Source organism: Agromyces binzhouensis, assembly GCF_042672355.1.
In the GTDB taxonomy this organism is placed as follows: domain Bacteria; phylum Actinomycetota; class Actinomycetes; order Actinomycetales; family Microbacteriaceae; genus Agromyces; species Agromyces binzhouensis.
The window spans coordinates 135,075-154,938 of the sequence record NZ_JBHXVJ010000007.1 but is presented as its reverse complement, the minus strand read 5'-3'; the positions used below and the strand labels follow the sequence as shown (position 1 = coordinate 154,938).

Sequence of the window (19,864 nt, the reverse complement as noted above, 5' to 3'; positions counted from 1 at the left end):
GATGCCGATCCGGACACGGTCCCCCGGTCCGCTTCGCGGCTAGGCTGGCCGGGTGTCCAACGCCGCCACCCGAACCCCGGCCGTCATCCCCCCCAGCCCCTCGCGCGACGCGCTCGTCGCAGACCTCGTCGCCACGACCGGCCGCACGAGGGCGATCCCCACGCCGGCGACCGGCGAGACCTTTGTCGACCTTCCGCTCTCGAGCGCGGACGACGTCCGCGGCGCCGTCTCACGCGCGCGCCTCGCGCAGGTGGCATGGGCCCGGGCCGGGTTCGCCGCACGACGCCGGATCCTGCTCCGCGCGCACGACCTGATCGTCGCCCGCCGCGAGGAACTCCTCGACCTGACGCAGCTGGAGAGCGGCAAGACCCGCGGCCAGGCCTTCGAGGAGGTCTTCCAGGCCCTCTCGGTGGCGAGGTGGAACGCGGTCAGGGCCCGCGCCGTGCTCCGCGGCGGGCGCCGCCGTGCCGGCATCCCGGTGGCGCTCACGACGCGCATCCGCTACCGCTCGAAGGGCGTGGTCGGCGTGATCACTCCGTGGAACTACGCGATCAGCCTCGCGGCGATGGACGTGGTCCCGGCCCTCGCCGCGGGCTGCGCCGTCGTGCAGAAGGCCGACGACCAGGGCGCGCTGTCCGTGCTCGCCCTCCGTCGTGCGTTCATCGACGCCGGGGTGCCGGAGGCGCTCTGGGCCGTGGTCGCGGGCGATCCCGCCGATGTCGGCGAGGCGCTCACCGACGAGGCCGACTACATCTGCTTCACCGGGTCGACCGCGACCGGACGGCGGATCGGCGAGAAGGCCGGGCGGCGACTCGTGGGCGCGTCCCTCGAGCTCGGCGGGAAGAACGCCCTGATCGTCCTCGACGACGTCGACGTCGAGCAGGCGGCCGCGGATGCCGCCCACGCCTGCTTCTCGTCGATGGGCCAGCTGTGCGTGTCGGTCGAGCGGATCTACGTGCAGCGCCGCATCGCGGACGCGTTCGCCTCGGCACTCGCCGCGCGCCTCGCCGAGCCCCGGATCGGCTCCGGCCTCGACCACGACGCCGACTACGGCAGCCTCGCGACGGCGGCGCAGGTCGACCGCATCCGCGGCCACCTCGACGACGCGCTCGCCAAGGGCGCCCGCGTGCTGGTCGGCGGCAACGCGCGACCCGACGTGGGGCCGTGGGCGTTCGAGCCCACGGTCCTGACGGACGTCGCGCCCGGCATGCGCGTGCTCGACGAGGAGACGTTCGGGGCGCTCGCATCGCTGCACGTCGTCGACGACGAGCTGGAGGCGGTGTTCGCCGCGAACGCGTCGGAGTACGGCCTCAACGCGTCGGTGCTCTCCGGGTCGACGCGACGAGCCCTGCGCGTCGCCGACCAGCTCGACGCCGGGAGCGTCAATGTCAACGAGGGCTACCGGGGCAGCTTCGGCTCGGTCGACGCGCCCATGGGCGGCGTCAAGGCGTCCGGCATCGGACGCCGCAACGGTCGCGAAGGCCTCCTGCGCTTCGTCGACCCGGTGACGGTCTCGGTGAATACGCGCGTGATCCCGCTCCCGCACACCGGACGCGAGTACGCCCGGCTCAGCGGCCCCCTGGTGCTGCTCGCGAGGGTGCTGCGCGCCATCCGCCGGGCCTAGGCCGTCGCCGTGGAGCCGCGCGATCGGACCGTCGCGGGGAGTCGCGCGAACCGGTTCGGTCTCAGGTCGCCTCGGAGTCGAACGGCGCCGACTCGCCGGCGGCGATCGCGTCGAGCTTGCGCTTGCGCTGCAGGTAGGCGGAGTTCTCGTTGACCGCAGCTCGCGCGACGACCGGCTTCGCGGGCTCGGCGAACGGGTCCACGTCGCTCAGCGCCTCGCGCACGATGCGCCGCGGGTCGTACTGGCGAGGGTCGAGCTTGCGCCAGTCGACGTCGTCGAAGTCGGGACCCATCTCCTCGCGCATGCGGTCCTTCGCACCGTTCGCCATGTCGCGCATCGATCGCACGAACCGGCCGAGCTGCGCGGCGTAGTGAGGCAGCCGCTCCGGACCGAGCACGAAGACGGCGATCACCCCGATGATGAGGAGTTTGTCGAAGGTGAGGCCGCCCATGGGCTCAAGGATAGTCGGCGGCGAGGCGTGCGATCGACCGTTGCCGTGCACCCTAGGCTTGGGGGTCGACAGAACTCCGGGAGCCGCCACGTGTCCGAACACGACCTGAACTGGAAGTACGTCGACGAATCCGTCGTCGAGTCCGAGTCGATCGCGAAGGCACGCCTGCAGTCCCTCGAGCTCGGTGTCGAGCCGGTCTCGCCCGCCGTGGGCGCGCAGCTCGCGGTGCTGGCGGCGGCGAGCGACGCGCGGGCGATCATCGAAGTGGGCACCGGCGTCGGCGTGTCGGGGCTGTGGATGCTCCAGGCCGCCCGCTCGGCGCATCTGACCTCGATCGACTCCGAGGCCGAGTACCAGCAGCATGCGCGCGAGCACTTCGCCGAAGCGGGCATCGCCCCGGCGCGCGTGCGCCTCATCGCGGGCCGCGCCGGCGAGGTGCTGCCGCGGATGAACGAGGGCTCCTACGACCTCGTCGTCGTCGACGCGGACGCTGCCTCGGTCATCGAGTACGTCGAGCACGGGCTCCGGCTGGCGAAGCCCGGCGGGAGCGTGCTGGTGGCCCGTGCCCTCTGGAAGGGGAGGGTGGCCGACCCGGCGCGACGAGACGACGTGGCGACGGCGTTCCGCGGGCTCGTCTCGGAGCTCGCTTCCTCCACCGCCGTGGTCACCGCCATCTCGCCGGCCGGGGACGGCCTGCTGCAGATCGTGAAGCTGGGCGCCTGACTAGGCTGCGTTGACGACGCCGCCCAGGACGTCGTAGAGCTCCTTGGCCTCAGCGTCGTTCACCGAGACGACGAGGCGACCGCCACCCTCGAGGGGCACGCGCACGATGATGAGGCGCCCCTCCTTCACAGCCTCCATCGGTCCGTCTCCAGTGCGTGGCTTCATGGCCGCCATTGAGCTACCCCTTTCGTGGCTGAATCTCCATTATCCCGCATCGAGGCGACGCCCCGGGACACCGGGCTCCGTTTTGTGGACGACGGCGGCCGCCGTTCACGCGCCGGACGCTCACCGTGCACCGACCGATCACCCGACCGGGACCGCGGTCCCGCGATCACGGCGGGGTCCAGTCGTAGCCGTCGATGAACCAGCCGATCCGCAGCCACACCACCTGGAGCGCGATCGAGACCGCGACGAGGGAGCCCCGCCACCACGGCGAGCGCGGCACCGCGAACGCGCCCACGATCGGGAAGAGCGGCGCCAGCAGCCGGAACGTGCTCGACTGCGGGAAGAAGACCGCGAAGAGGTACAGCGCGTAGCTCGCGAGCCAGAGCCTGATGTCGACGCCGAGGCGCCGCACCCACGGCGTGACGAGCAGCGCACCGAATCCGACGACGAGCGCGATCGGCAGGATCGTCCCCATCGGCTGGCCGAGCCACCAGTCGCCCGACTGGAACCACGGCGTGAGCGGGACGAGCTCCACGTAGCCGATGTACGGTGCGCGCCACGCGAGCTCGGTGTCGGTGTACGCGGCCGGCTCGCCGGTGAACGCCCACGCGATCGCCGGCCAGGCGAGTCCGACCATTGCTGCGAACAGGGCGACGGATGCCACGAGCACGCGCTCGCGGACGGGGAACGGATCGCGCGTCCGGGTGTACCAGCGCACGATCCAGTGCAGGCCGAGCGCGAGCGCGAACGCGAGCGCGCCCGGCCGCGTGAACGCCCAGATGGTGATCACGGGGACGAGCCATCCGTAGCGGCGATCGACGAGCAGCAGCAGGGCGAGCGCGAGCCAGAGGAAGCCCAGCGACTCGGCGTAGCCGAAGCCCATGATCGGCGACACGGGTGCGACGCAGAACAGCACGACCGCGAAGAGCGCCTGGTCGGGGTCGAGGAAGCGCGACATGAGCCGGTGGAAGACGAGCGCCGCGGCGAGGCCCGCCGCGAGCGAGACGACGACGGATGCCGCGTCCCACGGGACGCCGACCGCGGTGAAGATCCGGACGACGCCCGGGAAGACGGGCAGGAAGGCCCACGCGTTCTCCGCGACGTGGCCGTCCTCCGTGAGCGGGAGCTCGGTGGGGTACCCGGCGGCCGCGATGTACGCGTACCACCGCCCGTCCCAGATGTTCGCGTACTCGAAGTACCCCGGTCGTGCGCCGGTCCAGGCGTTCGCGGCCTGTTCGTGCGCGAACTGCAGCACGATGGCGATCGACACGACCCTGGCGGCGAGGTACACGGCGATCACGCGCGCCCACCACGGCAGCAGTCGCCAGCGCACGCGCGGCGACCCGCGCCCGACGCGGTGCGCGTCCGGCGGCCGCCGCTCCGGCGTGCCCGACGCGGTCTCCCGGCCCACGGACCGGCTCAGCGCGCCGACCCCGTGAGCCAGTCGCGCAGCGCGGACTCGCAGGCGAGGATCTCGTCGCAGTCGACGCGCTCGTCGTCGGCGTGCGCGAGGAGCGGGTCGCCGGGTCCGAAGTTCACGGCCGGCACGCCGAGCGCGCTGAAGCGCGCGACATCCGTCCACCCGTACTTCGGCTGCGCGTCGGTGCCGACCGCGCCGACGAACTCCTGCGCGAGCGGGTCGTCGAGGCCCGGCCTGGCGCCCTCCGACGCATCGGTGACGGTGAGCTCGTACTCGGGGAAGAGCGCGCGGACGCGCTCGGTCGCCTCCGCGACGGAACGGCTCGGCGCGAACCGGTAGTTGAGCGTGAGCACGGCCTCGTCGGGGATGACGTTGCCCGCGATGCCGCCGTGCATGAAGACGGCGTTCAGGCCCTCGCGGTAGTCGAGCCCGTCGACGCGGACGGTCTCGGCCTCGTAGGTCACGAGCCGCTCGAGCGCGGGTGCGAGCTTGTGGATCGCGTTCTCGCCGACCCAGCTGCGCGCCGAGTGCGCCCGCCGCCCCGTCGCACGGAGCTCGACCCGGAGCGTGCCGTTGCACCCGCCCTCGACCGTGCCGTGCGTCGGTTCGCCGAGGATGGCGAAGTCGGCCGCGAAGAGGTCGGGACGCGAGCGCAGGACCCGGCCCAGCCCGTTCAGGTCGGCGGCCACCTCCTCGTGGTCGTACCACATCCACGTCACGTCGACGACCGGCGCGACCAGTTCGCGTGCGAGCTTCAGCTGCACGGCCACGCCCGCCTTCATGTCGACCGTGCCCCGCCCCCACAGCACCTGACGGTCGCCGTCGACCTCGAACCGGGTCGGGACGTTGCCGTTGATCGGCACTGTGTCCAGGTGCCCCGCGATGACCACGCGCCGGTCGCGGCCGAGGTTGGTGCGCGCCACGATCGTGTCGCCGTCGCGGAGCACCTCCAGGTGCGCGGCATCCCGGAACGCGTCCTGGACGAGGTCCGCCAGCCGCCCCTCCTCGCCCGAGACGCTCGGCACGTCGCAGATCGCCTGCGTGATGGCGACGACGTCGGCGGACAGGTCGAGCGCGGCCGTGGGACGGACGGGTGCAGCCATGTCCCCGAGTCTACGAGGGCGGATGCCGCGCCTCCTCCCGGCGTCATCCGCCGTCGCGGCCCCCACGGCGCTCGGTACCCTTGGAGCATGCCCGCAGACTCGTCGAATCCGACCGCGCCCGCCACCGCCTGGGGCGACGGCCTCGCCACGATCGCCGGCGACGGCACGGTGCTCGACACCTGGTTCCCGGCGCCGCAGCTCGGCGAACCCGCCGCCGATGCACCGGCCTGGGAGCCGCCGGTGGGGTCCGTGGGCCCCGACGAGCGTCGAGGCGTCCGGGTGGAGGCCGTGCGCGTCGCCATCCACCTCGCCGATGCGCCGGCGAGCACGTCGGACGCCTACCTGCGCCTGCACCTGCTCTCCCACCTGCTCGTCCGTCCCAACGGCCTGAACCTCGACGGCGTGTTCGGGCACCTCCCGAACGTCGCGTGGACCAACGCCGGACCGGTGCACCCCGACGACCTCGACCGGCTCCGTCCGACGCTCCAGCGCGCCGGCATCCACGTGACCGGGCTCGACAAGTTCCCCCGCCTGCTCGACTACGTGATCCCCGAGCGCGTGCGCGTCGCCGACGCATCGCGCGTGCGCCTCGGCGCACACCTCGCGCCCGGCACGACGGTGATGCACGAGGGATTCGTGAACTTCAACGCCGGCACGCTCGGATCCTCGATGGTGGAGGGCCGCGTCTCGCAGGGCGTCGTGGTCGGCGACGGCAGCGACATCGGCGGCGGCGCCTCGATCATGGGCACGCTCTCGGGCGGCGGCACGCAGCGCGTCTCGATCGGCGAGCGCGCGCTCCTCGGCGCGAACTCGGGCATCGGCATCTCGATCGGCGACGACTCCGTCGTCGAGGCCGGCCTCTACGTCACCGCCGGCACGAAGGTGGTGCTCCGCGGCGGCGCGGGCGAACGCGATCGGATCGTCAAGGCCGTCGAGCTGTCGGGCCTGCCGAACCTGCTCTTCCGCCGCAACTCGCTCGACGGGCGCGTCGAGGTGCTCTCGCGATCGGGCGAGGGGATCGCGCTGAACGCCGCCCTGCACGCCTGAGTCGGCGGTCGGCGCCGCGGCCCGCCCTGCCGCGGTCGCCGGGGTACAGTGATGACCCGGGGTCGCTCGGACGGGCGGCCCGAGCCATGCGCCGACACGAAGGAGTGACGTGGGAACCGACGCGCCGAGGACCCGACGGACCGGCTGGGCGAAGTTCCTCGTCGGAGCGCTCGTCACGGTGCTCGTGCTCGGCGTCGCGGCGGTCGGGTTCGGCTGGTGGACGGTGCATCGGTCGTTCCCCATCGAATCGGGTCGCATCTCCGTCGCCGGCCTCGACGGATCGGTGACGGTGTACCGCGACGACGCCGGGATCCCCCAGCTCGTCGCCGAGACGGACCACGACCTGCTCTTCGCGCAGGGATACGTGCACGCGCAGGACCGATTCTGGGAGATGGACTTCCGTCGGCACGTCACCGCGGGCCGCGTCGCGGAGCTGTTCGGCGAGTCGCAGGTCGCGACCGACGCCTTCATCCGCACGCTCGACTGGCGCGGCGTCGCCGAGCAGGAGTTCGAGATGCTCGACGACCAGTCGCGCGCCCTCTACGAGGCCTATGCCGACGGCGTGAACGCGTACCTCTCGGAACGGTCGGGCGTGGAGCTGTCGCTGGAGTACGGCGTGCTCGCCCTGCAGAACCCCGGCTACGAGCCGGAGCGGTGGACGCCGGTGGACTCGATCGCCTGGCTCAAGGCCATGGCCTGGGACCTCAGGTCGAACCTCGGCGACGAGATCGACCGCGCGCTCCTCCTCGCCTCCGGGCTCACGCCCGATCAGGTCGCGCAGCTGCACCCCGCGTTCCCCTGGTCGGCGAAGCCGACCATCGTCGGCGGGCCCGCGCCGGCGGCACCGGCCGGCCTCGACGTGCGCGCCGTCGACGGCGGGTCGACGCCCTCCGAGGCGGGTTCCGTCGCTCCCGCCGCGAACGAGGAGACGGCGGGCGTGCTCGGCGACCTCGCCGCGCGCCTCGACGCGCTGCCGCAACTGCTCGGTCCCGAGGGCGGCGACCTCGGCTCGAACTCGTGGGTCGTCTCGGGCGCCCTGACCGACACGGGCATGCCACTGCTCGCCAACGACCCGCATCTCGGGCCCGCGATGCCCTCGATCTGGGTCCAGATGGGGCTCCACTGCGCCGAGCTCTCGCCGCTGTGCACGTTCGACGTCGCCGGGTTCGGGTTCTCCGGCCTCCCCGGCATCATCATCGGCCACAACGAGCGCATCGCGTGGGGCTTCACCAATCTCGCTCCCGACGTGGCCGACCTCTACCTCGAGCGCGTGAGCGAGGACTCCTACGAACTCGACGGCGAGCTCGTCCCGCTCACCACGCGCGAGGAGGTCATCGAGGTCGCCGGCGGCGATCCCGTGACGGTGACCGTGCGGTCGACAGCGAGGGGGCCGATCGTCACGGACATCGGCTCGGACTTCGCGGCGGTCGCCGAGGGGAACGCGTCGACCGCGGACGGCACCGAGGAGCCCGTCGAGGGCGCCGCCGAGCCGAAGCTCGAGGTGTCGCTCCAGTGGACCGCGCTGCAGCCGGGCCGCACGCCCCAGGCGGTCTTCGCGATGAACCGCGCCGAGGGCTGGGACGAGTTCCGGGCCGCGGCCGAACGCTTCGAGGTGCCGTCCCAGAACGTCGTCTACGCCGACGTCGACGGCAACATCGGCTACCAGGCTCCCGGCCGGATCCCCGTGCGCTCCGCGGGCGACGGCACCGTCCCGCTGCCGGGCTGGACCAGCGAGAACGGCTGGACCGGGACGGTCCCCTACGACGAGCTCCCGTCGGTGCTGAACCCGGAGCGGGGATACATCGTGACCGCGAACAACGCCGTCGAGGAGGACGGCCCCATGCTGACGCGGGACTGGGACCTCGGCTACCGCGCCGAGGGAATCGAGCGCCGCCTCGGCGACCTCATCGCCGCGGGTGAGCCGATCACCGCGGAGGACATGAGCGAGATCCAGTTCGACACGCGGGACGCCAACGCCGAGGCGTTCCTGCCGGTGATCGCCGAGCTCGAACTCGACGGCGACGCCGAACGCGGCGCGCGGCTCCTCGCGGACTGGGATGCATCGGCCGACGTGGACAGCGCCCAGGCGGCGTACTTCGCGGTCTTCTGGCGGAACCTGCTCGACGGCATGTTCGGGGGGCTCCCCGAGTCGACGCGGCCGGTCGGCGGCGACCGGTGGTTCTCGGTCCTCGGCACGCTCCTGGGGCAGCCGGAGGACGCGTGGTGGTCCGACCGGGCGTCGGGCGCCACCGGACGCGACGCGGTGCTCGCCGCCGCCCTGGACGCCGCGTGGGTCGAGGCATCCGACCTCATGGGCGACGACCCCGGTGCATGGAGGTGGGGCAGCCTGCACACCCTGAGCCTGACGAACCAGACCTTCGGCGAGTCGGGCATCGGACCGATCGAGTGGCTGTTCAACCGCGGCCCGTACGAGGCGGGCGGCGGATCGGCGATCGTGAACGCCAACGGCTGGGACGCGACGCTCGGGTACGAGGTGAACTGGGTGCCGTCGATGCGCATGGTCGTCGACCTCGACGACTTCGACGACTCGACCTGGGTGAACCTGACCGGTGCGTCGGGGCACGCCTTCCACCCGCACTACGACGACCAGGCGGAGCTCTGGCAGGCGGGCGAGACGCGCGAGTGGCCGTTCTCGACCCGCGCGGTGCGGAGGGCTGCGACCGACGCGCTCGTCCTGCAGCCCGGACGCTGACCCGACGGCGCGCACCGCACCGCGCGCAGCGGCTCAGCGCAGCACCGAGCTCAGCAGCAGGCTCGTCTCGCTGTTGACCACGCCGTCGATCGACCGGATGCGTCCGAGCACGCGGTCGAATTCGCCGAGGGTCTCCGTTCGGAGCTCGGCGACGAGGTCCCACCCTCCGTTGGTCGTGTGCAGCGCGATGATCTCGGGGAACCCGCGGAGGCGCCGGATGACGTCGTCGGTCGTGCGCCCCTCGACCTCGATGAACGAGATCGCGTGGATCGACAGCGGGTCGGACTCGTCGCGCACGCGCACCGAGAACCCCACGATGATGCCGGATGCCACGAGCCGGTCGATGCGCCCCGTGACGGTCGCCCGGGCGACGCCGAGCCGGCGCGAGAGCTCGGCCACGGGCGTCCGTCCGTCCTCTCGGAGGAGCGCCAGGAGGCGGCGGTCGAGATCGTCGAGCGGTTCCATGTACACATCGTATAACGGGATGTCGCAGACTGATCTCTCAGCAGACAATCCGTGTGCAGGCCGGTCGTTGCCGTTGCATATCGTCGGATCGTACCCTCGAATCACCGGACTGAAGGGAACGAGATGACGAGCTTCGTCGACGTACGCAACATGATCGGCTGGGTCGGGGGAACCGGCCCCGAGCGCATCATCGCGGGGATCATGGAGTACCTCGAGCAGGACTTCGCGCGCTGGGAGAGCTTCGACAAGACGCCCCGCGTGGCCAGCCACACGCCGTTCGGCGTCATCGAGCTCATGCCGACGAGCGATCACGAGTCCTACGCCTTCAAGTACGTCAACGGGCACCCCTCCAATCCCGCACGCGGCTACCAGACCGTCACCGCCTTCGGCGTGCTCGCCGACGTGCACAACGGCTACCCCACCTTCCTCGCGGAGATGACCGTCCTCACCGCGCTCCGCACGGCCGCCACGTCCGCCTTCGCGGCCAAGCTGCTGGCACGCCCCGACTCCCGGGTCATGGCGATGATCGGCACCGGGAGCCAGGCCGAGTTCCAGGCCCTCGCGTTCCGCCACGCCTTCGGCATCACGACCCTGCGCGTGTTCGACGTCGACCCCGACGCGATCGCGAAGTTCGTCCGCAACATGCTCCCGCTGGGCTTCGAGATCGAGGTCGCCGGCAGCGCGGCGGAGGCGCTCGAGGGCGCCGACATCGTGACCACGTGCACGGCCGACAAGGCGCGAGCGACGGTCGTCGCCGACGAGTGGGTCCGTCCGGGCATGCACCTGAACGCGATCGGCGGGGACTGCCCCGGCAAGACCGAGCTCGACCCCGCGATCCTCGACCGCGCCGACGTCTTCGTCGAGTACACGCCGCAGACGCGCATCGAGGGCGAGATCCAGGCCAAGCCCGCCGACTTCCCCGTCACCGAGCTGTGGGAGGTCCTCGCGGGCCGGAAGCCCGGCCGCGCGAACGCGGAGGCGATCACGGTCTTCGACTCGGTGGGCTTCGCGATCGAGGACTTCTCGGCCCTGCGCTACGCGCGCGACCAGGTGGCCGGGACGAGGTTCGAGCAGCGGATCGACCTCGTCGCGGATCCCGACGACCCGAAGGACCTCTTCGGCCTGGTCGGCGCATTCTCGCCGGTGGGCTGAGCGGATGTCGGTCCAGTCCCCGTCCGCGGTCGTCATGGTCCGGCCGCACCACTTCTCCCCCAACCCGCACACCGTCGCCGACAACGGCTTCCAGCCGAACGCCGACGGACTCGACCCCGACCGGCTCGCGGCATCGGCCTACGACGAGGTCACCCGCGCGGCCGCCGCGCTCGAGGCCGCGGGCGTGACCGTGCACCTCTTCGAGGACGAGACGACCCACCGGCCCGACAGCGTCTTCCCCAACAACTGGATCTCCACGCACTCGGGCGGGCACATCGCGCTGTTCCCGATGTTCACGCCGAACCGCCGGACCGAGCGGCGCGGCGACATCGTCGAGTTGCTGAAGACCACGTACCGGGTGCAGGACGTCATCGACTACTCGGGACTCGAGTACGACGACGTCTTCCTCGAGGGGACGGGGGCGATGGTGCTCGACCACGAGTCGCGCATCGCGTACGCCGCGCGTTCGAACCGGGCCGACCCGATCGCTCTCGAGCGGTTCTGCACGAACTTCGGCTACGAGCCGATGGTCTTCGATGCGGTCGACGGTCGAGGCGTCGCGGTCTACCACACCAACGTGATCCTGAGCATCGCGACCGACTTCGCGCTCGTCGCCGCCGACATGTTCGTCTCCCCTGCGCGCCGCGACGAGGTGCTCGGCAGGCTGGGCGCCCGCGGGCGACGCGACGTCATCGCCCTCGACAACGCGCAGGTCGACGCCTTCGCGGGCAACGCGCTCGAGCTGTGGACCGCGCAGGGCCGCGTCCTCGCGCTCTCGCGCACGGCCTTCGACGCGCTCACCGCCGACCAGCGCACGCGCATCGAGCGCTCCGCGCGCCTGCTGCCGCTCGACGTCCCGACGATCGAGCTCGCCGGCGGGTCGGTGCGCTGCATGCTCGCGGGCGTGCACCTCGACCCGCGGCCGGGGCTGGTCGAGCACCGATCGGCGCCCGTCGACGATGCCGCCGCGGACGAGATCGCCGCACTCTGACAGGCACGGGACTCCCGAGACGACGAACGGCCCGTCCGCGGACGGGCCGTTCTCGTCGGCTGCGGAACGGTGCTCCGCGCTCAGCCCAGCGGGTAGTGCCGCTCGCCGGAACCCGTGTACAGCTGCTGCGGTCGACCGATCTTCGTTCCGCCGTCGAGGTTCATCTCGCGCCAGTGGGCGATCCAGCCGGGAAGGCGGCCGATGGCGAAGAGCACGGTGAACATGCGCGTCGGGAAGCCCATGGCCTTGTAGATCACGCCGGTGTAGAAGTCGACGTTCGGGTAGAGACGACGCTGCTTGAAGTAGTCGTCCTCGAGCGCGAACTGCTCGAGCTCCTTCGCGATGTCGAGCAGCGGGTCGTTGACGCCGAGGCCCTCGAGCACGGCGTCGGCGCTCGTCTTCACGATCTTCGCGCGCGGGTCGTAGTTCTTGTAGACCCGGTGACCGAAGCCCATGAGCTTGACGCCGTCCTCCTTGCGCTTGACGCGCTCGACGAACTTGCCGACGCCCTCACCCGAGTCGCGGATCTGCGCGAGCATCTGGAGCACCGCCTCGTTCGCTCCGCCGTGGAGCGGGCCCGAGAGCGCCTGGATGCCGGCGGAGATCGACGCGTAGAGGTTGGCCCCCGTCGAGCCGACGAGCCGGACCGTCGAGGTCGACGCGTTCTGCTCGTGGTCCTCGTGGAGGATCAGGAGCCGGTCGAGCGCCTTCGCGAGGGTCGGCTCGATCTGGTACGGCTCGGCCATGTTGCCGAAGTTCAGCCGGAGGAAGTTCTCGACGAAGTTCAGCGAGTTGTCGGGGTAGAGGAACGCCTGCCCGATGCTCTTCTTGTGCGCGTACGCGGCGATCACCGGCAGCTTGGCGAGCAGGCGGATGGTCGTGAGCTCGACGTGCTCGGGATCGTGCGGGTCGGACGAGTCCTCGTAGTAGGTCGAGAGCGCCGCAACGGCGCTGGAGAGCACGGCCATCGGGTGCGCGGTGTGCGGGAGCGCGGAGAAGAACCGCTTGAGGTCCTCGTGGAGGAGCGTGTGACGCCGGATCTTCTCGTCGAACTCGCCGAGCTGGTCGGCCGTGGGGAGCTCGCCGTACATGAGCAGCCAGGCGACCTCGAGGTAGGTCGAGTGCTCGGCGAGCTCCTCGATCGGGTAGCCGCGGTAGCGGAGGATGCCCTGCTCGCCGTCGATGTAGGTGATCGCCGACCGCGTCGACGAGGTGTTGACGAATCCGTAGTCGAGCGCGGTGAGTCCGGTCTGCCGGGTGAGCGTGGACACGTCGATGCTGGCGTTGCCCTGCGAGGCGCGGTGGATCGGGAATTCGGCCGTTCCGCCGGGGAAGTTCAGCGTCGCGGTATCGGAGTCGACTCCGACGGATTCGTTCACGACGTTGCTCACGGCGTCTCCTGTGATCGTCACTGTCTCGCGGTTCCCTGCTCTCCGGTCCGGCACCGGTCGGCGCGCGCGGCCCGACTACAGCCTAGACGGGTCGGGCGCACACTGTCGCATCCACCAATGGATCGCCCGATCGATTGGAGCGGTTGCACAGTCTCGGCTGCGATTCGGTGACGATCCGCGCGATCAGCGCACCGCGGTGGCCCTCAGCCGCCCGGCGGCCTGACGGATCCGCTCGTCCGTGGCCGTGAGCGAGAGCCTCACGTGCTGCGGGAAGTGGGGCCCGTAGAAGTGCCCGGGTCCGGCCAGGATGCCGAGGTCGGCGAGGCGTCCGATCGATTCCCACGCGTCGCGGCCCTCGGTCGCCCAGAGGTACAGCCCCGCCTCGCTGTGGTCGATCCGGAAGCCGGCGTCCTCGAGGGCGGGCCGCAGCAGGTCGCGCCTGGCCCGATAGCGCGCCTTCTGCTCCTGCACGTGCGCGTCGTCCGCGAGCGCGACGGCCATCGCCGCCTGGAGGGGCGCCGGCACCATGAGCCCGGCGTGCTTGCGGGCGGTCGTGAGCCGCGCGATCAGCGCGGGGTCGCCGCCGACGAACGCCGCGCGGTACCCCGCCATGTTGGACTGCTTCGACAGTGAGTAGATCGCGAGCACGCCGCTCGGATCACCGCCCGTCACCGCCGGGTCGAGCACGCTCGGGACGGCGCCGTCCTGCCACGGGTCCTCCCATCCGAGCTCGGCGTAGCACTCATCGCCGACGATCATCGCGCCCAGCTCGCGGGCACGGGCGACGGCGCCGCGCAGTTCGGCCGCACCGAGCACCCGCCCGTCGGGGTTGCCGGGCGAGTTCAGCCAGACCAGCCGCGTGTTCGGGGGCCATTCGGCCGGGTCGTCGGATGCCACGGCCTCCGCACCCGCGAAGATCGCGCCCATCTCGTACGTCGGGTACGCCGCGCGCGGATGGACCACCGCATCACCCGCACCCACGCCAAGGAAGAAGGGGAGGAGCGCGACGAGCTCCTTCGAGCCGATCGTCGGCAGCACGGCATCCGCCTCGAGGCCCTCGACCCCCCGGCGACGGGCGAACCAGTCGACGATCGCACGTCGCAGCGCGGACGTGCCGGTGGTCGTCGGGTAGGAGTGCGCGTCGGTCGCCGCCGCGAGGGCATCGCGCACGAGTTGCGGCGTCGGGTCGATCGGCGAGCCGATCGACAGGTCGACGATGCCGTCGCGGTGCGACGACGCTCGATCGCGATACGGGACCATCAGGTCCCAGGGGTACTCGGGCAGGGCCCCGAGCGCCATGGTCAGTGACCCTGCGGGGGCAGCGCCGCGATCAGCGGGTGGTCTTTGGGGATGACGCCGACCTTCGCCGCGCCTCCGGGCGAGCCGACCTCGTCGAAGAACTCGACGTTCGCCTTGTAGTAGTCGGCCCATTCATCGGGCAGGTCGTCCTCGTAGTAGATGGCCTCGACCGGGCAGACCGGCTCGCAGGCACCGCAGTCGACGCACTCGTCGGGGTGGATGTAGAGCGAGCGCTCGCCTTCGTAGATGCAGTCGACGGGACACTCGTCGATGCAGGCACGGTCCTTCACATCGACGCACGGCAGGGCGATGACATAGGTCACGGTGGGTCGCTGTCCCTTCGGTGATGCTGGACTGCCAGTCTATGCGCGCCGCGCCTCGCGCGGCGGCAGCGAGGGCCACGCGACGACCAATACGGAAATGATCGCGGGGCCGATCGCCCAGATCATGCCGACGACGCCGTCGGCGACGAGCACCGATCCGCCGGGGCCCGGGAGCGACAGCACGGCGACGACCCCGACCACGCCCGCTGCCGCGGCGGCCGAGGCCGCCCGCCCGCCCGCGACGAGCCGGATGCCGAGGAGCAGGGCGGCGACGCCGACCAGCCCTGCGACGAGACCCCACGGGATCGAGACGCCCCCGATCTCCCATGCGTGCCGGTGCCCGATCGTCGCCACCGTGCCGTAGACCACGCCGACCGCGAACGCGATCGCGAGGGTGCCGATCCGGGAGCCGAGCGATCGGCGCCCGGCCGCCGCGCTCACGGCGCCGGCGTCACGGTATAGGTCACCGTGCCGCCCTCGCCTGCGAGGATCACCAGGAGCTCGCCGTCGGTGTACACCGAGCCGGCCGCGGTCGCCTGCTCCATCGACGGATCCTCGCGGAACCCGGCCCCCTCGACCTGTGCACGAGCATCGCCCAGGGGATCGCCCGCCTCGGACGAGAGGACCACGACCCAGCCGCCCGCGCCCGCGGCCCCGCCCGCGAGTTCGATGCTGCCGTCGATGATCGGCACGGAGGCCGGGAAGTCCGCGGGGAGCTCACCGCTCAGCTCGACCCGACCGCCCGTCGCGTCCTCGACGGCGTCCCCGACGCCCCGCTCGACGCTCTCCTGCACGACGCCCGTGCAGCCGGTGAGCAGGGTCGCCGCCGCGAGGCTCGCCACGATGGCGGTGGCGCGCACGCGCCTGGAGAAGATGGGCATGGGCGGGAGTCTAACCGCCGCGCCCGGGCCGCTGCTCCGAGGGCGACGCCCCGGACCGGCGGCATGCCGTAGCGTGGTCGGCGGTGCGGCCGAACCGCCGCGGGAAGGACGATCGAGGATGCCCGAACAGCCCGGAACCGACGAGCACCGCCCGCCCGTGCGCCTCGAGCGCGACGGCGTCGTCGCCACCGTCGTGATCGATCGGCCCGAGGCGCTCAACGCCCTCTCCCCCGACGTGCTCCGCGCGATCGCCGACGCGTTCGACGCGCTCCGGAACGAGGCGGACGCCGTTCGCGGCGTCATCGTCGTCGGCGAGGGCGGCCGCGCGTTCGTCGCCGGCGCGGACATCCGCTCGCTCTCGACGCTGACGCCCGATGAGGGCGCGGAGGCCGCGCGCCTGGGCCATCGTGTCGCCGCGGCGATCGAGGCGTTCCCGGCTCCCGTCATCGCCTGCGTCGACGGGTTCGCGCTCGGCGGCGGGCTTGAACTCGCGCTCGCGTGCGATCTCATCTACGCGACCGAGTCGTCGTGGTTCGGTCAGCCCGAGGTCCGACTCGGACTCATCCCCGGGTTCGGCGGCACGGTTCGGCTGCCGCGCGCCGTCGGCCTCTCGCTCGCGAAGGAGCTCATCTTCACCGGGCGCCGCATCGACGCCGCGGCCGCGGAGTCGGCCGGCCTCGTCGCGCGGCGATTCGCGGACCGCGACGCACTCCTCGCCGGGGCCCGGGCGACCATCGACGAGGTCTCCGCGAACGCCTGGACGGCGGTCGCCCTCGCCAAACGCGTGCTCGTCGACGCGGCCGGAACGCCGACCGCCACGGCCACCGAGTTCGAGGTCGCGGGCTTCGCGGACGCGTTCCGGACGCACGACATGCGCGAGGGCGTGGCCGCCTTCATCGAGAAGCGGGAGCCGGAGTTCTCGGGTCGCTGACGCGGCGGCGGATGGCGCGGCGCGCGCCACAGCTCGGGAACCGTCGTCGGGCCTCCGGGGTCCGGACCAGGAGTCCGGAGCCGGGTCAGCCGGTCACGTGCGTGCTCAGCCAGGACATGCCGTCGAAGCGGACGCCGTCGGCGCCGTACATCTCGAGGTGGAGGTGCGGACCGGTGGACTGGCCCGTCGTGCCGACCGCGCCGATCGGCTGACCGGCGGTGACGCGCTGCCCGGCGGCGACGGCGAGCGAGCCGTACTGCATGTGCGCGTAGAGCGACGTGACGACGACGCCGTCGATGTTGTGCTGCACCTCGACGTAGACGCCGAGGCCGCCGCCCGCCTCGGTCGCGGTGATCACGACGCCGTCGGCGATGGACCCGATCGTGGCGCCGAGTCCCGGGTTGAAGTCGATGCCGTCGTGGAAGGTCGAGCACCCCCCGCACGGTGCGATACGCGGGCCGAAGCCCGACGCGGTGCGCGAGGGGTCGACCGGCCACACCACGCGGTCCGCCTGCACGAGGGAGACCTCGCCCAGGCCGGCGACGCTCGACTCGATGGGCGGCGGGGCCGCCTCGACGTCCCAATCGCCGACCTCGATCGGCTCGAGCGCGACCTCGGACCCGACCTCGAGCGTCTGGGAGCGGAACGAGATCGAGTCCTCGGCGGGCGCGTAGACCGAGGCACGGGCGACCGTGTCGGTCGCGCTGACCGCGAGTGCGGGGACGCTCGTCGCGAGCAGCATGCCTCCGGCGAACGTCATCGCGCCGATCGTCATGACCGGACGCAGTGCGGCGGCGGCTCGACGGCGCGACGGCCGGACGGCCGCCGATGCGGCGGTCGGCTGCGCGGCCTCGGGGTTGGCGGAGGTTGCGGGGCGGGCGGGGGCGGTGCGGCGGTAGCGGGGGCGTCCGGCCGCACGACGGCCATGCTGGGGGAGGTTCATAAGCGGGGGAGGGTGATACTCGGGTAACGGTTGCGTAACGACTGACTCGGTTTCGAAGAACTCGACAACCATACGAGTCGCTTTCTGTGAAGTTCCTCCACTCCCCCGTCCACCGCCGCGAATCCGGCCCGAAAACGGCGAAGGGGATGCCGCGGCGGCCCCGCGGCATCCCCTTCTCTGCGTCTGGCGCTAGCCCTGCTTCTTCAGGCGCGATGCGGCCCGAGCGCGCGCGGTGGCGTCGAGCTCGACCTTGCGGATGCGCACCGCGGTCGGCGTGACCTCGACGCACTCGTCCTCCCGCGCGAACTCGAGGCACTCCTCAAGCGAGAGCTGGCGCGAGGGCGTCATCGACTCGAAGGTGTCGGCCGTCGACGACCGCATGTTCGTCAGCTTCTTCTCCTTCGTGATGTTCACGTCCATGTCGTCGTTGCGCGAGTTCTCGCCGATGACCATGCCCTCGTAGACCTCCTCGGTGGGGTTCACGAAGAACGTCATGCGCTCCTGGAGCGCGATGATCGCGAAGGGCGTCACGACACCCGCACGGTCGGCGACGATCGACCCGTTGTTGCGCGTCACGATCTGGCCCGCCCACTCGTCGTAGCCGTGCGAGATCGCGTTCGCGATGCCGGTGCCGCGCGTCGTGGTCATGAACTCGGTCCGGAAGCCGATGAGGCCGCGGCTCGGCACGATGAACTCCATGCGGACCCAGCCGGTGCCGTGGTTGGACATGTTGTCCATCCGGCCCTTGCGCGCGGCGAGCAGCTGCGTGATGGCGCCGAGGTACTCCTCCGGCGCGTCGATCGTGAGGTGCTCGAACGGCTCATGGAGCTTGCCGTCGACCTGCTTCGTCACCACCTGGGGCTTGCCCACGGTCAGCTCGTAGCCCTCACGTCGCATCTGCTCGACGAGGATCGCGAGCGCGAGCTCGCCTCGGCCCTGGACCTCCCACGCGTCGGGGCGGCCGATGTCGACGACCTTCAGCGAGACGTTGCCGACGAGCTCGCGGTCCAGGCGGTCCTTCACCATGCGCGCGGTGAGCTTGTGCCCCTTGACCTTGCCGACGAGCGGCGAGGTGTTCGTGCCGATCGTCATCGAGATGGCGGGCTCGTCGACCGCGATGACCGGCAGCGGCCGCACATCCTCCGCATCGGCCAGCGTGTCGCCGATCATGATGTCCTCGAAGCCCGCGACGACGGCGATGTCGCCCGGGCCGGCGCTCTCGGCCGGGTAGCGGTCGAGGGCCTTGGTCAGGAAGAGCTCGGTCACCCGGACGTTCTGCACGGATCCGTCGTGCTTGACCCACGCCACGGTCTGGCCCTTGCGGATGGTGCCGTGGAAGACGCGCAGCAGCGCGAGGCGGCCGAGGAACGGCGACGCGTCGAGGTTGGTGACGTGCGCCTGCAGGGGGTGCTCGTCGTCGTACGTCGGAGCGGGGATGTGCTGGAGGATCGCCTCGAACAGCGGCTCGAGGTCGCCGTTGTCGGGAAGCTCGCCGTTCGCGGGCTTGGTGTGGCTCGCCGCGCCGTTCCTGCCGGAGGCGTACACGACCGGCACGTCGAGGATCGCGTCGAGGTCGAGGTCGGGAACGTCGTCGGCCAGGTCGGAGGCGAGGCCGAGGAGCAGGTCCTGGCTCTCGGCGACGACCTCGTCGATGCGGGCGTCGGGCCGGTCGGTCTTGTTCACGAGGAGGATGACCGGCATCCGGGCCTCGAGCGCCTTGCGGAGCACGAACCGCGTCTGCGGCAGCGGCCCCTCGCTGGCGTCGACCAGGAGCACGACGCCGTCGACCATGGACAGGCCGCGCTCGACCTCGCCGCCGAAGTCGGCGTGGCCGGGAGTGTCGATGACGTTGATGGTCACGGGCGAGCCGCCCGAGTGGGCGCCGTTGTACGAGATCGCCGTGTTCTTGGCGAGGATCGTGATGCCCTTCTCACGTTCGAGCTCGTTCGAGTCCATCGCGCGCTCTTCGACGTGGGCGTGCTCGGCGAACGAGTGCGTCTGGTTGAGCATCGCGTCGACGAGCGTCGTCTTGCCGTGGTCGACGTGGGCGACGATCGCGACGTTGCGCAGGTCGTTGCGGGTGGCCTTGGCCATGGTGTGGTCCTCGCGTGGCCTCCGGTCGCAGAGCGGCTCCGGGGCGCGGATCGGCAGCGCCGCAGCGCTGGAGTGGAGTCGGTGGGAGCGCGAGCATCCGATTGGTCACGGTTCGCGCCCGACCAGCGTACCGCGTCCGGCGGAAACG

General features: G+C 71.6%; 19 protein-coding genes. 7 read left to right on the top strand and 12 right to left on the bottom strand.

From position 1 onward, the window contains the following. The first annotated feature begins 52 nt into the window (after positions 1-52). A complete protein-coding gene (locus ACFVHK_RS13575; protein ID WP_376929254.1) occupies positions 53-1,624 on the top strand; it encodes a succinic semialdehyde dehydrogenase in 1,572 nt (523 codons plus the stop codon). A 61-nt stretch (positions 1,625-1,685) separates the two neighbouring features. Here ACFVHK_RS13575 and ACFVHK_RS13570 read toward each other — a convergent pair whose 3' ends face one another. Beyond that, the gene (locus ACFVHK_RS13570) at positions 1,686-2,075 is read right to left on the bottom strand and encodes a twin-arginine translocase TatA/TatE family subunit (protein WP_129234531.1); all 390 of its coding nucleotides are present in this window, start codon (positions 2,073-2,075) and stop codon (positions 1,686-1,688) included. A gap of 90 nt (positions 2,076-2,165) precedes the next feature. Here ACFVHK_RS13570 and ACFVHK_RS13565 point away from each other — a divergent pair, with 90 nt between their 5' ends. Further along, positions 2,166-2,798 (top strand): O-methyltransferase, encoded by a 633-nt coding sequence (locus ACFVHK_RS13565; protein ID WP_129234532.1) that lies wholly within the window; start codon positions 2,166-2,168, stop codon positions 2,796-2,798. Here ACFVHK_RS13565 and ACFVHK_RS13560 read toward each other — a convergent pair whose 3' ends face one another. The 3 genes from ACFVHK_RS13560 to dapE all read right to left on the bottom strand — a co-directional run bounded on the left by ACFVHK_RS13560 (position 2,799) and on the right by dapE (position 5,486). Beyond that, entirely contained in the window at positions 2,799-2,972 is a 174-nt protein-coding gene (locus ACFVHK_RS13560) for a DUF3117 domain-containing protein (RefSeq protein ID WP_019179788.1), read from the bottom strand. Positions 2,973-3,129: 157 nt separating this feature from the next. Further along, complete coding sequence (locus ACFVHK_RS13555; protein WP_376929253.1) at positions 3,130-4,374, bottom strand: hypothetical protein; 1,245 nt, start codon at positions 4,372-4,374, stop codon at positions 3,130-3,132. A gap of 8 nt (positions 4,375-4,382) precedes the next feature. Then, a complete protein-coding gene (dapE, locus tag ACFVHK_RS13550; RefSeq protein ID WP_376929252.1) occupies positions 4,383-5,486 on the bottom strand; it encodes a succinyl-diaminopimelate desuccinylase in 1,104 nt (367 codons plus the stop codon). An 87-nt stretch (positions 5,487-5,573) separates the two neighbouring features. Between dapE and dapD the strand changes: the two genes are divergently transcribed. Next, positions 5,574-6,533, top strand: a complete 960-nt coding sequence (dapD, locus tag ACFVHK_RS13545; protein WP_376929251.1) for a 2,3,4,5-tetrahydropyridine-2,6-dicarboxylate N-succinyltransferase — start codon at positions 5,574-5,576, stop codon at positions 6,531-6,533. A 109-nt stretch (positions 6,534-6,642) separates the two neighbouring features. Beyond that, complete coding sequence (locus tag ACFVHK_RS13540; protein WP_376929250.1) at positions 6,643-9,246, top strand: penicillin acylase family protein; 2,604 nt, start codon at positions 6,643-6,645, stop codon at positions 9,244-9,246. Positions 9,247-9,279: 33 nt separating this feature from the next. On the opposite strand, the gene ACFVHK_RS13535 is transcribed toward ACFVHK_RS13540, so the two are convergent. After that, a complete protein-coding gene (locus ACFVHK_RS13535) occupies positions 9,280-9,711 on the bottom strand; it encodes an Lrp/AsnC family transcriptional regulator (RefSeq protein WP_129235281.1) in 432 nt (143 codons plus the stop codon). Between the two features lie 123 nt (positions 9,712-9,834). On the opposite strand from ACFVHK_RS13535, the gene ACFVHK_RS13530 reads away from it, so the two are divergent. Both ACFVHK_RS13530 and ctlX read left to right on the top strand, forming a co-directional pair. Then, a complete protein-coding gene (locus tag ACFVHK_RS13530; RefSeq protein WP_376929249.1) occupies positions 9,835-10,863 on the top strand; it encodes an ornithine cyclodeaminase in 1,029 nt (342 codons plus the stop codon). Between the two features lie 4 nt (positions 10,864-10,867). After that, positions 10,868-11,854 carry a citrulline utilization hydrolase CtlX gene (gene ctlX / locus ACFVHK_RS13525; protein WP_376929248.1) on the top strand — a complete coding sequence of 329 codons (987 nt, stop codon included), beginning with the start codon at positions 10,868-10,870 and terminating at the stop codon, positions 11,852-11,854. 80 nt (positions 11,855-11,934) lie between these two features. On the opposite strand, the gene ACFVHK_RS13520 is transcribed toward ctlX, so the two are convergent. The 5 genes from ACFVHK_RS13520 to ACFVHK_RS13500 all read right to left on the bottom strand — a co-directional run bounded on the left by ACFVHK_RS13520 (position 11,935) and on the right by ACFVHK_RS13500 (position 15,748). Continuing rightward, entirely contained in the window at positions 11,935-13,233 is a 1,299-nt protein-coding gene (locus ACFVHK_RS13520; protein WP_376929337.1) for a citrate synthase, read from the bottom strand. Between the two features lie 195 nt (positions 13,234-13,428). Beyond that, on the bottom strand, positions 13,429-14,544 hold the full coding sequence (gene dapC / locus ACFVHK_RS13515) for a succinyldiaminopimelate transaminase (protein WP_376929247.1): 1,116 nt from the start codon (positions 14,542-14,544) through the stop codon (positions 13,429-13,431). Positions 14,545-14,546: 2 nt separating this feature from the next. Continuing rightward, positions 14,547-14,867, bottom strand: coding sequence for a ferredoxin (fdxA, locus tag ACFVHK_RS13510; protein WP_129235541.1), 321 nt, complete (start codon positions 14,865-14,867; stop codon positions 14,547-14,549). A 39-nt stretch (positions 14,868-14,906) separates the two neighbouring features. Further along, positions 14,907-15,308, bottom strand: coding sequence for a hypothetical protein (locus ACFVHK_RS13505; protein WP_376929246.1), 402 nt, complete (start codon positions 15,306-15,308; stop codon positions 14,907-14,909). After that, complete coding sequence (locus ACFVHK_RS13500; protein ID WP_376929245.1) at positions 15,305-15,748, bottom strand: hypothetical protein; 444 nt, start codon at positions 15,746-15,748, stop codon at positions 15,305-15,307. The genes ACFVHK_RS13505 and ACFVHK_RS13500 overlap by 4 nt, the downstream gene beginning before the upstream one ends. A 118-nt stretch (positions 15,749-15,866) precedes the next feature. Between ACFVHK_RS13500 and ACFVHK_RS13495 the strand changes: the two genes are divergently transcribed. Continuing rightward, complete coding sequence (locus ACFVHK_RS13495) at positions 15,867-16,679, top strand: enoyl-CoA hydratase/isomerase family protein (RefSeq protein ID WP_376929244.1); 813 nt, start codon at positions 15,867-15,869, stop codon at positions 16,677-16,679. 85 nt (positions 16,680-16,764) lie between these two features. Here the strand turns inward: ACFVHK_RS13495 and ACFVHK_RS13490 are convergent, their stop codons facing one another. Together ACFVHK_RS13490 and typA are read right to left on the bottom strand one after the other, a co-directional pair. Next, positions 16,765-17,439, bottom strand: a complete 675-nt coding sequence (locus tag ACFVHK_RS13490; protein WP_376929243.1) for a M23 family metallopeptidase — start codon at positions 17,437-17,439, stop codon at positions 16,765-16,767. Between the two features lie 372 nt (positions 17,440-17,811). Beyond that, positions 17,812-19,716, bottom strand: a complete 1,905-nt coding sequence (gene typA, locus ACFVHK_RS13485; RefSeq protein ID WP_129234165.1) for a translational GTPase TypA — start codon at positions 19,714-19,716, stop codon at positions 17,812-17,814. Positions 19,717-19,864: the final 148 nt, after the last annotated feature.